Source organism: Streptomyces sp. NPDC052299, assembly GCF_040679335.1.
Classification (GTDB): Bacteria; Actinomycetota; Actinomycetes; order Streptomycetales; family Streptomycetaceae; genus Streptomyces.
On record NZ_JBFAUP010000007.1, the window covers coordinates 326,020 to 339,321 of the forward strand.

General features: G+C 72.9%; 10 protein-coding genes. 6 read left to right on the plus strand and 4 right to left on the minus strand.

Going from position 1 to position 13,302, the window contains the following annotated elements; genetic code table 11:
* Positions 1-196: 196 nt before the first annotated feature.
* Positions 197-517: a DUF5132 domain-containing protein gene (locus AB0L33_RS15035; protein WP_365681346.1), complete on the minus strand. Its 321-nt coding sequence runs from the start codon at positions 515-517 to the stop codon at positions 197-199.
* A gap of 510 nt (positions 518-1,027) precedes the next feature.
* Here AB0L33_RS15035 and AB0L33_RS15040 point away from each other — a divergent pair.
* From AB0L33_RS15040 to AB0L33_RS15065, 6 genes are all read left to right on the plus strand, one after another.
* Positions 1,028-2,611 carry an ABC transporter substrate-binding protein gene (locus AB0L33_RS15040; protein WP_365681348.1) on the plus strand — a complete coding sequence of 528 codons (1,584 nt, stop codon included), beginning with the start codon at positions 1,028-1,030 and terminating at the stop codon, positions 2,609-2,611.
* A gap of 13 nt (positions 2,612-2,624) precedes the next feature.
* Positions 2,625-3,593, plus strand: coding sequence for an ABC transporter permease (locus AB0L33_RS15045; RefSeq protein WP_365681350.1), 969 nt, complete (start codon positions 2,625-2,627; stop codon positions 3,591-3,593).
* Between the two features lie 2 nt (positions 3,594-3,595).
* Positions 3,596-5,461, plus strand: a complete 1,866-nt coding sequence (locus AB0L33_RS15050; RefSeq protein ID WP_365681352.1) for a dipeptide/oligopeptide/nickel ABC transporter permease/ATP-binding protein — start codon at positions 3,596-3,598, stop codon at positions 5,459-5,461.
* On the plus strand, positions 5,458-6,249 hold the full coding sequence (locus AB0L33_RS15055) for an ABC transporter ATP-binding protein (protein ID WP_365681354.1): 792 nt from the start codon (positions 5,458-5,460) through the stop codon (positions 6,247-6,249). Before AB0L33_RS15050 ends, AB0L33_RS15055 begins: the two co-directional genes overlap by 4 nt.
* A gap of 161 nt (positions 6,250-6,410) precedes the next feature.
* Positions 6,411-7,448: a beta-ketoacyl-ACP synthase 3 gene (locus AB0L33_RS15060; protein ID WP_365681356.1), complete on the plus strand. Its 1,038-nt coding sequence runs from the start codon at positions 6,411-6,413 to the stop codon at positions 7,446-7,448.
* Between the two features lie 112 nt (positions 7,449-7,560).
* The gene (locus AB0L33_RS15065; protein WP_365681358.1) at positions 7,561-8,901 is read left to right on the plus strand and encodes a glutamine synthetase family protein; all 1,341 of its coding nucleotides are present in this window, start codon (positions 7,561-7,563) and stop codon (positions 8,899-8,901) included.
* 7 nt (positions 8,902-8,908) lie between these two features.
* On the opposite strand, the gene AB0L33_RS15070 is transcribed toward AB0L33_RS15065, so the two are convergent.
* From AB0L33_RS15070 to AB0L33_RS15080, 3 genes are all read right to left on the minus strand, one after another.
* Positions 8,909-9,406, minus strand: coding sequence for a GNAT family N-acetyltransferase (locus tag AB0L33_RS15070; protein WP_365681360.1), 498 nt, complete (start codon positions 9,404-9,406; stop codon positions 8,909-8,911).
* 8 nt (positions 9,407-9,414) lie between these two features.
* On the minus strand, positions 9,415-10,584 hold the full coding sequence (locus tag AB0L33_RS15075; protein ID WP_365681434.1) for a type III PLP-dependent enzyme: 1,170 nt from the start codon (positions 10,582-10,584) through the stop codon (positions 9,415-9,417).
* 432 nt (positions 10,585-11,016) lie between these two features.
* Positions 11,017-13,167 (minus strand): M4 family metallopeptidase, encoded by a 2,151-nt coding sequence (locus tag AB0L33_RS15080; RefSeq protein ID WP_365681362.1) that lies wholly within the window; start codon positions 13,165-13,167, stop codon positions 11,017-11,019.
* Positions 13,168-13,302 lie beyond the last annotated feature (135 nt).

Genomic DNA, 13,302 nt, shown 5'->3' on the forward strand with positions numbered 1-13,302 from the left:
TTCACCTGTTTTACGGAGGTCGCGGAAGGCCGTCACGGAGTCGACGGACCAGGGCGACGGAGCGGGGAATGGGGTACGTGGCGGGGCCGGAGGAGGTGCGCGGGCGGGGCGGCCCGCGAACGGCCGCCACCCTGGCGCGTTCCGCCGCAGTCGGTCGGCGGGCGCGCCCGGTGGCGGCCGCGGGTCGCACAGGCCGTCAGTGCGTCTTTCCGGCGGCGCTCTCGGCGGTCGCGCGGATCTTCGGGGCCCTCCGGTCCCCCTTGGCCCCGGTCGCGTGCTGGCCGGGCACGGAGTGGCCCTCGGTCTCGCCGGCGGCGATCTGGGCGGCGACCACGTCGGCGGCGACCTCGGCCGCGAGGTCATGGATGTTCTCCCCGGCCTCGTGGGCCGCCTTCTTCACCTCCATCGCGATTCCGACGGAAGCTTTGACGACTCCACCCACCAGCGGCTTCAGCAGACGCTTGGCCAGCGGCGCGACGATGAGTCCGACGAGAAACGGCGGTACTACAGGCGGCATGACGCTCCATCCTCTCCACGCATTTGAATGACAGGGAACCCGGGCACGACGAGAAATGGGAGCGGCGCACGGCCGGGCGGAAATGGGCATTCCGTCTCGAAATCCGGTACGGGCCCGGGAAATCCGGTACCGAGCCGGGAATATCGATTTCCCGGACGCGGGAACACGCCGTCCGATCCCTTGATCACGGTAGTCGAACGACGGCTGCCTGGGCCAAATGGATTCACCCGGGTTCACTCATGTGAGTGTCCGTGGCCATTTCTCGTGTCCGAAAGTGAGCGCACCACCGGAACACTCCAGAATGATTGTCAGATTAATTCTCCCGAAGCGTTCGGTTCGACTTCTGCGCGACGTCGCCGCCCCGACTCGTACGGGTGAATCAGGATCGGCCGCCCCGGTCCTCCCCGGCCGCGCCCGGCCCGGCGGCCGGGCACTTGCGGGCGCTCGAACAGGCTTTCCGCATAAGGAAGTTGGATCATCGAGCCCATTCCCCGGTGGCACCATGGCGCCATGCTCCGACGCACCCCGCCGGCCGCACTGACGGCCGCGCTCACCGCCTCGGCCCTCGCGCTGAGCGGCTGCGGCGGCGTCGCCCGCTCCTCGACGACCACCCCTCCGGTGGACCGCGGCACCGTCCGGATCGCCGAGGCCAGCGAGACGCCGAGCTTCGACCCGTACTCCACCTTCGGCGCCTCCCAGGCCCGTTACGCCTACGACTCCCTCGTGAACACCGACCCCGACGGAGGTCTGGTCACCGGCCTGGCGACCGACTGGCGGGCCACCGCGACCGAGGCGGTGTTCACGCTCCGCTCAGGCGTCACCTGTTCCGACGGCACTCCGCTCACCGCTTCGGCGGTCGCCCGTTCGCTGACCTACGCGGCGGACCCGGACAACCAGCTCGCCGGGGCCCGTACGGTCCTGCCGAACGTCCCGTTCACGGCACACGCGGACGACCGGGCGCGCACGGTCTCGGTGTCCGCCGCCGCCCCGTTCCCCTTTCTGCTCCGCACCGTCGGGCTGCTGCCGATCGTCTGCCCCACCGGCCTGGACCGGCCCGGTTCACTCGACCGCGCCACGCAGGGCACCGGCCCCTATGTGCTGACCAGCTACTCCCCCGGCGGCCCGTACGAGTTCACCGTCCGCGACGGCTACACCTGGGGGCCCGCCGGTGCGACGACCGCCGAGCGCGGCCTGCCCGAGCGCATCGAGCTCTCCGTGGTCCCCCAGACGTCCACGGCGGCGAACCTCCTGCTGACCGGGGGGACCGACATCGCGCGGGTGAGCGGACCCGACCGGGCCCGGCTCACCGGCCACGGGCTGGCCGCGACCGAGGTGGCCACCGTCATCGGGATGACCTTCTTCAACCAGCGCCCCGGCCGGGTCCTCGCCGACCGGGCGGTGCGCCGGGCCCTCGTCGCCGCCCTCGACCGCCGGGGCCTCGCCAACGTCGCCGTGGGCGGCACCGGCAGCCCCGCCCGGGACTTCGGCGCCGAGGGGTCCCTCTGCCACGCGGACCTCGCCGACGCCAACCTGCCCGGCCGGGACGCCACCGCCGCCCTGCGGGACGCGGGCTGGACCCGGCCCCCCGGCCGTCCGCTCACCAAGGACGGCCGGGCGCTCCGGCTCCGCCTGATCACCAGTCCCGATCTCGGCCCGACCCTGGCATCGGTCGCCGAGCTGATGGCCCGGCAGTGGACGGCGCTCGGCGTGGAGGTCGACCTGGTGTCCGAGAGCCTGCCCGCCCTGGTCAACGCGATGTACACGACCTCGGACTTCGATGTGGTGGTCGGCAGCACCCCGGGCTTCGCCCTGCCCGCGGGTTTCATTCCCTTCTTCTCCGGCCCCGCCCCCGCAGGTGGCCTCAACTTCGCGAGGGTGGCCAATCCGGAGTACGACGCCCTGGTCTCCCGGGCCCTCCGGGAGCCGGACACGACGGGCTGCGCCACCTGGAACAGGGCCGCCGCCGCGCTTTTCCGTTCGGCCGACGCGCTGCCGATCGCCGAGGGCCGCAGCGGCGTGTACGGGCACCGCACCACGTTCACCACCACGTTCGGCGGTCAGCTCGTCCCCACGAGCATCCGCCTCCACCAGTGATCCCGGAACCCACATGACCGTTCCCGCACTGCTGCGGCACCCCTGGACGGTGTTCCTGGGCCGCCGCGGCCTCCGGCTCCTCGTCTCGCTCGGCATCGTCCTCACCGCGTCATTCGCGATGATCCGCCTCATCCCCGGCGACCCGGTGCGGGCCGCGCTCGGGGTCGACGCCGCCCCCGACCTGGTCGCCGCCCGGCGGCACGCGCTCGGGCTCGACATGCCGTTCCTGGCCCAGTACCGGCACTACCTCGGCGGCCTCCTGCACGGCGACCTCGGGACCTCGCTGGTCACCGGGGCGCCGGTCGCGGAGCTGGTCCGCACCCGGCTGCCGGCCACGCTGGAGATCGCCGGCCTCGCCTTCCTCACCGCGCTCGCCGTCGCCCTGCCCGGCGGCCTGCTGGCCGCCGTCCGCACCCGCGACGGCCGCCGCCCGCGCACCGAGCTGGCGTTCACCACGGTCACCGCCGGTCTGACCGGGGTGCCCGACTTCGTGCTCGCCGCGGGGCTCACCGCCCTGCTCGCCGTCGGCCTCCAGGTGTTCCCGGTGGCCGGCACGGCGGGCGTCGCCTCCCTCGTCCTCCCCGTCATCGCGCTCTCCCTCACGCCCACCGCGGTGCTCCTGCGCATCGTCAGGGTGGAGGCGCTGAAGGTGCTGAGCGAGGACTATCTGCGTACCGCCCGGAGCAAGCGGCTGTCCGCCGCACGCCGCTATCTGCGGCACGCGGCACCGAACATGGCGTCCGCCGCGCTCACCGTCGCGGGAAGCCTGCTGCCCGCCCTGATCGCGGGCACGGTCCTGGTCGAGAAGGTGTTCGCCTGGCCGGGCATCGGGTCCGCGATGGCCCAGTCCGTCGTCGCGCAGGACTATCCGGTGGTCCAGGCCATGGTGCTGGTGCTCGGCACCACCGTGCTGCTCGCCGGGCTCCTGGTCGATGTGCTGCTCGCGCTGCTCGACCGCCGCTCGGCGATCCGGGAGATGTGATCATGAGCCTTCCCGCCGGTCTGCGGCGCTCCCCCATGGCCTGGGTCACCGGGCTCATGCTGGCGTCGCTCGTCGTCCTCGCCGTCGTCGGCCCGCTGTTCTGGGGCGCGGCGGCCGACCGCCCGGACCCCTCGGCGGTGCTCCAGGGGCCTTCGGCGGCGCACCCGGCCGGTACGGACGGCCTCGGGCGGGACCTGCTGGCCCGCATCCTGACGGCCGCCCGGCCCTCGCTGCTGCTCGCGCTGGCGTCGGTCCTGCTCGGTGCGACCGCGGGCGTGCTCCTCGGGGCCTGCACCGCCGTCGTCGGCCGGCGCGCCGGCCGGCTGGCCGCCGGACTGATCAGCCTGCTGCTCGCGTTCCCGGCGTTGCTGGTCGCGATGTTCCTCGCGGTGGTGTTCGGCGCGGGCACGAGCGGGGCGGTCCTTGCCCTCGCCGCCGCGAGTGTGCCCGGGTTCGCGCGACTGGCCCAGACCCTCGCGGCGGGCGTGGCGGGCACCGACCACCTGGCCGCCGCGCGGGTCCTCGGTCTGGGGCGGCTCCGGCTGCTGTGGCGCCATGTCCTGCCGAACATCGCCGAGCCGCTGCTCCTGAGTGTCACCACGGCGGCGGGCACCGCCCTGGTCGCGCTCTCCGGGCTGAGCTTCCTCGGTCTGGGCGTCCAGCCCCCGGGCTACGACTGGGGGCAGCTGCTCAGCCAGGGGCTCGACCGGATCTACGCCGAGCCGCTGCCCGCGCTCGCCCCGGGACTGGCCCTGCTGTACGCGGCGCTGACGTTCCAGCTGCTGGGCGAGGTCCTGGCCGGGGGCGCGGCCAGGCGCGTCCCGGCAGTGCGCATCCCGGCGCAGCGGTCCGCGCCGAGCGGCCCCGCCGAGGACGGGCAGGTCCTGCAGGTCGACGGTCTCACCGTCGAGCTGCCGACCCCGGCCGGCCCGGTCCGCCCGGTGCGCGGGGTGAGCCTGTCGCTGGGGCGGGGCGAGATCGTCGGGCTCGTCGGCGAGTCGGGGTCGGGCAAGTCGCTGACGGCACTCGCCGTCGCGGACCTGCTCCCGTACGGCGCCCGGGTGTCCCGGCGTACGCTGCGGCTGCTCGGGACCGACCTCGGCGCGCTGACGCGGAAGGAGCGGGACCGGCATCTCGCGACGGGCCTGTCGGTGATCTTCCAGAACCCGGCATCGGCGCTCAACCCCTCCCTGCGGATCGGCACCCAGCTCACCGAGGCGGTCCGGGCCCATCGCGGGGCGAGCCGCGCCGAGGCCGAAGCACGGGCCACCGAGGCGCTGCACCGCGTCGGGCTGTCCCCGTCGCTGCTGCGCTCACGTCCGTACGAGCTCTCCGGTGGGCAGCGCCAGCGGGTGATGATCGCCGCCGCGCTGATGGTGCGGCCGGGGCTGATCATCGCGGACGAGCCGACGACCGCGCTCGATGTCACCGTGCAGCGGCAGATCACGCGGCTGCTCGTGGACATCCGGCGGGACACCTCCGCCGCGATCCTGTTCATCAGCCACGATGTCGCGCTGGTCTCCGAGTTCTGCGAACGGGTGCTGGTCATGTACGCGGGGACGCTGGTCGAGGCCCTGCCCGTCGGCCGGCTCGCCGCGGGCGCCCGGCACCCCTACACCCGGGCGCTCGTCGCGTCCGTCCCGGACCTCACCGCCGACCGCGACCGCCCGCTGCCGACGGTCGGGGGCGCTCCGCCCGATCCGCACGCGCCCTCCCCCGGCTGCGCGTTCGAGGCCCGCTGCCCGCGCCGCCGGGACCGCTGCGCCGAGCAGGCTCCGCCGCTGGACGACCTGGGCTCCGGCCACCGGGTCGCCTGCTGGTACCCGTTGCCGGTGACGGCGGCCCCCGAGGCGGTGACCGCGTCGTGACGGCCCTCCGGGTGGACGGGCTCACCGTCCGGCGCACCGGCCCCCGCGGCTCGTTCGCCGCCGTGGAGGGGGTCTCGCTGGAGATCGCGCCGGGCACGACGCTGGGCCTCGTCGGGGAGTCGGGCTCCGGGAAGTCCACGCTGGCGGGGGCGATCGTGGGTCTGGTGCCGGTGCGGTCCGGCCGGATCCTGGTCGACGGGGAGGAGGTCCGCACCCGTACCGTCCGGGACCGGCGCAGGCTGGGCCGCCGGGTGCAGGTGGTCCTCCAGGACCCGGACACCGCGCTCGATCCCCGTATGACCGTCCGTCAGGCACTGGCCGAGGCGGCCACCGTGTACGGGCGGCTCGCCCGGGCCGCCCGGGCGGCGCGCGTCGCCGAACTGCTGGACCTCGTCGGCCTGGACGACCGGCTCGCCGACCGGCTGCCCCGGCAGCTGTCCGGGGGGCAGCGTCAGCGGGTCGCCCTGGCCCGCGCGCTGGCCGTCCGGCCGGGTCTGCTGATCGCCGACGAGATCACCTCGGCGCTGGACGTCTCGGTGCAGGCTTCCGTCCTGAACACGGTCCGCGGGCTTCAGCGGGAGCTCGGCCTGTCCATGCTGTTCATCGGCCACAACCTGCCGGCGGTCTGCCACGTCTCCGACGCGGTGGCGGTCATGCGGCACGGACGGATCGTGGAGACCGCACCCACCGGGACGCTGCTGCGTGCACCGGCCCATCCGTACACCCGGGAGCTGCTCGACTCCGTGCCGTCCCTCCGTACCGGCCCCGGAATGACGGAAAACACGTGACCGCCGGGGGTGCATTTCCGCCATTCCGAAGTCAAGCCGTCGGGTAATTACTCACGCTCACGGATTACCGCACAGGATTCCCGCTGGTTTTCCGTGAGACGATGCGGCGGCTTCGGAATGCGACGGGGCCTTTCTCGAACCGCTTTCGAAAGGTACGGAATATGGGAGTTCTCGCGCCCGACCACCCCCTGTCCCATCAGACCGGCGCCGGGCTTTCCGTGCCGTTCGCCGTCGCCGGGACCGGGATGCATCTGCCGCCGGAGGTCGTCACCAACCAGGAGCTCACACGCACCCTGGACACGAGCGACGCGTGGATCACGAGCCGCACCGGAATCCGCGAACGCCGTTGCCTGGCACCGCACTTGGCGACATCCGACATGTGCGTCGCGGCTGCGCGTCCGGCGCTGGAGGCAGCCGGGGTGGACGCGGCCGGGCTGGACGCGGTCATCGTCGCCAGCTACACCGGCGACCAGCCGCTCGTATCGACCGCACTGATCGTCAAGGACGTCCTCGGTGCCCACCGCGCCCTGTCGCTGGACGTCACCCAGGCCGCCTGCGCCTCGGGCATCCAGGCCGTGCTCATCGCCGCGCACCTCCTCCAGAACCCCTCCATCGGCACGATCCTGGTCCTCGCGGCCGACTGCGCGTCCAGGATCACCGACCCCGCCGACCGCACGACGCGCGTCTTCTTCGGGGACGCGGCCGCGGCCGTCGTCCTCACCCGCAGCGAGACGCCAGGAGCCGGTCTGCTCTCGTACGACCTGGGCTCCCGGCTCTCGTACGACGTCCAGATCCCCGCCGGCGGCTCCCGGCTGCCCGCGAGCAGCGCCACGGTCGCCGCCGGGGAGCACTACCTGCGGATGGACGGGCGTGCCGTGTGGAACACCGCGACGACGCGGCTCCCCGAGAGCATCCGCAGTGCCGCGCACCGGGCCGGTGTGCCGGTCGACCAGGTCCGCCACTTCTTCCTGCACCAGGCCAACCTGAACATCCTCGACGAGACCCTGAGGGCCCTCGACGTCCCCCGCGAGCGCGCCGCCGTCACCATCGACCGGCTGGGCAACACCGGTTCGGCCGGGGTGTTCACCGCGCTGCACACCACGGTGGCCGCGGGTGCCCTGCTCCCCGGTGACGTCTATGTGCTGTCCGGCATCGGCGCGGGCTTCCAGTGGGGCAGCCTCTGCCTCCGTCACGCCTGACCGGGGCCCCTCGCCGAGGCCGAAGTCACCTTGCCGCAGCAGCCGTTCACGGATGGGTGAACTCCCGCCGGACGCATGGCGCGTCCTCCGCCGGGACCACCAGCATGGACACATGATCACCATGCGCTCCGGGGCCGAACGGGCGGCCCAGGCCCGGGCGGCCGAAGCCCAGCTCGCCACCGAAGGAATCGACGGGGTGGTGTTCGGCTGGGTCGACAACGCCGGGCTGACCCGGGTGAAATCGATTCCCCTCGGACAGCTCGCCCATGCCGCCGAGTTCGGCGTCGGCGCTCCGCCCTGTTTCGATTTCGCCCTGGTGGACGACTCCTTCACCTCCGCACCCTCCAGCACGGGCGCGGTGGGTGACCTGCGCCTCGTCCCCGATCTCGACCGGCTGACCCGCCTCGCGGCCCAGCCCGGCTGGGCCTGGGCTCCGGCCGACCGCCGCGCCCAGGACGGCTCCCCGCACCCCGGCTGCCAGCGCGGCTTCGCACGCCGGGCGGCGGAGGCCATCGAGGGGCGCGGCCTGACGGTGCGCGCCGGGATCGAGGTCGAGTGGTCGGTGGCCGACGCCACCGGCGAACCGGCGGCGACCGGGCCCGGCTACGGCATGACCCGCTTCGTCGAGCACTCCGACTACCTCCGCGACGTGCTGCGCGCCCTCACCTCGCAGGGGCTCACGGTCTCGCAGCTCCATCCCGAGTACGCCGCCGGGCAGTTCGAGGTCTCGGTGGCCGCCGAGGGCCCGGTGGAGGCGGCCGACACGACGATGCTGGTGCGCCACACCATCCGCGCCGTCTCCGCCCGGCACGGCCTGCGTGTGTCGTACGCCCCCGTCTTCACCGAGGGCGCGCTCGGCAATGGCGGCCACCTCCACATCAGCCTCTGGCGGGAGGGCCGCAATCTCGGCCATGGCGGCCCGGGCCCCCACGGGCTGCACCCCGAGGCGGAGCACTTCCTGGCGGGTGCGCTGGCCGAGCTGCCCGCGCTGCTCGCCCTCGGCGCACCGGGCGTCGCCTCCTATCTGCGGCTGGTCCCGGCCCACTTCGCGGGGGCATACCGGTGCTGGGGTCTGGAGAACCGTGAGGCGGCGCTGCGCCTGATCACGGGCTCCGCCGCCGGACAGGCGAACGCCGAGTTCAAGTGCTTCGACGCCGCCGCCAACCCGTACCTGGCGGTGGGCGGCGTCCTGGCGGCCGGGCTCGCCGGTCTCGACGCCGGTCTGCCCCTCCCTCCCGAGACCAGGGGTGACCCGGCCGCCCTGGCCCCCGCCGAACGCCTCCCGGTCAGCCTGTCCGAGGCGGCCGACGCGTTCGAGAAGTCCGCGCTGCTGCGCCGCGCGCTCGGCCGCGAGCTGTACGAGGCGGTGCTGGCGGTGCGGCGGGCGGAGGCGGACCTGTTCGCGGGCCGCCCGGACGCGGAGGTCATCGGGGCGACCCGCTGGCGGTACTGACGGCAGGTCAGTGCGGGGCGTCCAGCTCCTGCGCCATGTAGACCGCGTGGGGCCCGTAGCTCGCGGGCAGCGGGGTTCCGGGCCGGGGCCGGTACCCCAGCGCGGACCACGCTCCCGGCGCGCCGTGGACATCGACCAGTGAGAGGGTCCGGTGTCCGGCCGTCCGCCCGGCTTCCTCCAAGTGCCGCAGCATCCGGGAGGCCAGGCCGCGTCCGCGCAGTCGCTCGGCGATCACCAGGTCGTGTGCGTGCAGATTGGTCCCGGGGGCGGCCGGTCCTTGTTCGAGCGAGCTCAGGTCCGGACAGCGGCCGAGCGGGTACGGCAGGGCGAGCAGGTAGCCGCCGAAGGCGCCCTCGTACTCCAGCACGAAGCAGGTCGACGGCGATGCGCGGTGCCGGGACCGCAGCGCTTCCTCTCCCTCCGAGAAGCCGCTCGCCGCGTAGGCACGTCGCTCCAGTGCGACCACCTCTTCCCAGTCCTCTTCCCGGAGCGGGCGAATCGTCACGGTGTCCGTCATGAGCCACCGACGCAGGTGTACGGCAGGGGCGCGAAGCCGTTGAAGCCCCGGGTGGTGTAGGCGGTGGCGTACGCGCCGCAGGAGTGGATCCAGACCGGGTCGCCCGAGGCGACGGCGTGCGGAACGCGGACCGGGCCGCCCTCCCGCGCGTAGGCGTCGTCGCTGTCGCAGGTCGGCCCGGCCACCAGGGCCTCGACGAACCGTCCGCCGGGATGGGACGGGAACTCCAGCCGGTACCGCAACTGGTCCATCTCGTAGAGTCCGTTGAACTTTCCGCAGCTGAGGTAGAGCCAGTCCTCGCGAGTGCCGTCGAGCCGTCGGCGGGAGGTCAGCCGCGCGACGTGGGCCCGGATGGCACCGTGGTCGGCGACCAGGTGCCGGCCGGGTTCCAGCAGGAACCGCAGGGGTCCCGCGCTGACGGCGCCCAGCCGTTCCATGCCGTCGCGGATCACCCGGAACATCTTGTCCATCGGCGGTTCCAGCGGTCGCCCGCAGCGGTCGAGGACGCCCAGCGCCGGGAGCCCTCCGCCGAGGTTGACCCGGTCCGGGATGATGCCCTGGCGGTTGAGCGCGTTCAGCAGGGCGGCCAGTGCCTCCATCGCCTCGCCCCACGCCTCGGCCGTCATCTGCTGGGAGCCGACGTGCACCGAGAGCCCGGACGGCACGAGGCCGGCGGCCCGGGCGGCTCCGAGCACGCGCAGGGCGTCGTCCGGCGAGCAGCCGAACTTGTGGCTGAGCCCCCACAGCGCGCCGTTCCCGGTGGTGGAGATCCGGCAGAACACCCTTGACCGGGGGGCGTGCCGGGCGATCGCGGCGACGTCCTCGCGGCTGTCGGTGGCGAAGTCGCGTACGCCGAGCCGGTACGCCTCGGCGATGTTGCGGTCGGACTTGACGGTGTTGCCGTAGTGGACGAGCCCCGGCGCCACCCCCGCGCGCAGCGCCTGCGCGATCTCCTGCGGCCCGGCGGCGTCGAAGCCCGAGCCGAGCCGGGCGAGGTGACCGAGGACCTCGTCCACCGGGCACGCCTTCATCGCGAACCGGATCTCCACGCCCGGGAGTTCGGCGCGCAGGGCGGCGTACTGGCGTCCGATGCCGTCCAGGTCGTACACCAGGGTGTCCTCGGACGCGGCGGCGAGCGCGGCGCGCAGCGCTGACTGCCCGTTCAGGAGGTGTCTGCCGGTTCTGCCCCGGTCGTCCGCCCGGCGCTGCGCGGCGATCTGACGCGTGTCGGAGCAGTAAAGCGTCACGTACGAACTCCCAATCCGGTGGACGGCAGGCGCCAAGGTCCTTCTGGCGGCCACGAGATGAAGGAGGGAGCACCGGGTCCGGCCGAGGCATCCGCCCCGTATTCCCTCCTCACCACACTCTATGGAGATTTGGGGGCTCGCCCGACGGCTGTCGAAGGGCGGTGTGAGGGGCGTTGCCGGTCGTTCGGGCGCCCGGACACGGCGCGGCGGGCCGAGTCCGGGGGCGGTGGACCACCCGAACGGCGCCGGGACGCGCGTCCTCGATCTTGACGTTCCGCGCGCGTGTGCGGCTCGCGCGGCCGGAGCCCCGAGAAGGACTCCGGCCGCGCGAGCAGAGGCGTGCGGACTGCGTCAGCCGATGGCGATGTCGTCGACCAGGAAGATGGTCGACAGGTAGGTGTCCTCGGTGCCGGCGAATTCAAGCTTCACCGACTGGCCCTTGTAGGCGGACAGGTCGACGGTCTTCTGAACGTATCCGGAACTCGCGTTGGCGTTGGAGTAGGTGGCCAGGGTGGTTCCGTTGATCTTGACCTTGAGGGTGTCGTAGGCGATGGCGCCGGACTCCTGGGTGGAGACCTTCAGCCAGAACGTGAGCTTGGGGGTGCCGGTGGCGGGCACGGCGATGTTCGACTGGGACACGGACTCGACGGCGTCAGCACCGTAGCCCATCATCCAGGCGTACCAGGACCCGTCACGGGCCGGCTGCAGGGACGAGTTGGTGATGATGTTGTCGCTCTGGGTCCAGCCGCTGGTGCCCTGCTCGAAGCTGCCGTTGGTCAGCGCGTTTCCGGTGGGGGGATCGGTCGGGTCGGGGGTGGGGTTGCCGTTGCCGGGGTCGGGCAGGGCGGTGCCGACGCTGACGGCGGCCCACGCCTTGGAGACGAGGTAGCGCTCCTGGGAGTTGGTGCCGTACAGGTCCGCGGCGGCCTGCAGGGTGGCCGTGCGGGCGCCGGCGTAGTTGGTGGTGGAGGTCATGTAGGCGGACAGGGCGCGGTACCAGACGGCGGCGGCCTTGTCCTTGCCGATGCCGCTGAAGGTGTCGTTGTTGCAGGTGGTTCCGTTGTGCGAGCGGCCGCCGATGGTCTTCGCGCCGGTGCCTTCGGCGGCGAGGTAGAAGAAGTGGTTGGCGATGCCGGAGGAGTAGTGGACGTCCACCGAGCCGGCGCCCGAGGTCCAGCAGGAGAGCGAGTTCCCGTCGGCGGCGGGGTTGTCCATGCGGCGCATGTAGCCGCCGGACATGTTGAGCCTTTCGCCGATGTAGTAGTCGCCGGGATCTGCGGTGTTGTTGGCGTAGAACTCGACCATGGTGCCGAAGATGTCGCTGGTGGCCTCGTTGAGGCCGCCGGACTCGCCGGAGTAGTTGAGGTCGGCGGTGGCCGCGGTGACGCCGTGGCTCATCTCGTGGCCGGCCACGTCGAGCGCGGTCACGGGTGTGTTGCTGTTCTGCGAGGAGCCGTCACCGAAGGACATGCAGAAGCAACTGTCGTCGTAGAAGGCGTTCAGCAGGCCGCTGTCGACGTGTACGTAGGCGGGGGCGCCGCGGCCGTCGTTGCGTATGCCGCTGCGGTTGAAGGCGCTCTTGTAGTAGTCCCAGGTCTTCGCCAGGCCGTAGGAGGCGTCCACCGCGGCGCTCTCGCGGCTGGAGTTGGTGCCGTTGCCCCAGGTGTTGGAGGTCTTGGAGAAGGCCCTGGCGTTCTGCCTCGGGTTCGTCTGCGGGCTGTTGTAGGAGTCGTAGACGATGGTGCCGCCGTGTGCCGCGTCGGTGAGGGTGTAGCCGCTGCCGGACTGCGTCGTCTCGATGGAGACCTGACCGACGGTGACGCCGTTCCCGGTGCCCGTGACGCTCTGGTGCAGCTCGTACTGGTCCAGTGCCGCGCCGCTGGTCGCGTCGACGATCACCGCCTCCCGCGAGGCCGGGCCGGTCTCGCCCTCACCGGTGACGGTCGAACGGTAGGCGAGGACGGGCACCTTGCCGACCGCGTACACCACCAGGGTGCTGTCCTTGCTGTCGGCCTTCGCCTTCCTCACGTGCCTGGCGTGCTTCACGGCCTTGGCCGAGGCGTCGGCCGCCGACAGCTTCGGCGTGGTGCGGGCGACCTCGATCGCGCCCTGGTGCGCCAGGTCCGAGCCGGTGATCTCACCGCTCTTGGCCAGGTGGACGACGAGGTCGCCGCCGATCACGGCCATGCCTCTGTAGGTGCGGTCGTAGCGCACGTGCCGGGTGCCGTCGGCGTCGAGCAGGACGTCCTTGGCCACCAGGCGCTCGTGCGGGCCGAGGCCGAGCTCGCGGGCGGTGGCGGGGGCGTTCCTCCCGGCCGTGCGTATCGCCTCGTCGCGTGCGTCTGCGGTCATCGACCGGAAGCCGGCTCCGGGTCGTGCGGCGGACTCGCCGACGGCCGGGGTGGTGTGGGTGGCGGCGTTGGACTGGGTGGACACCAGGGCCAGGGAGCCCAGGGCGAGGGTGGCCGCGACAGCGGCCGCCAGGGCGTTCTTGGGGTTCATCGGACATCCTTCCACCGGGCCTTGTCGGGGAAATGCCGCAGAACGCCATCTGGGGTGCGGGGGGTGTTCGGCAGCGGTTGGCCCGGCTGTGGCCATGAGGCTAGGGATGCGGGGGGCGGCCGACATCGGGGTAAC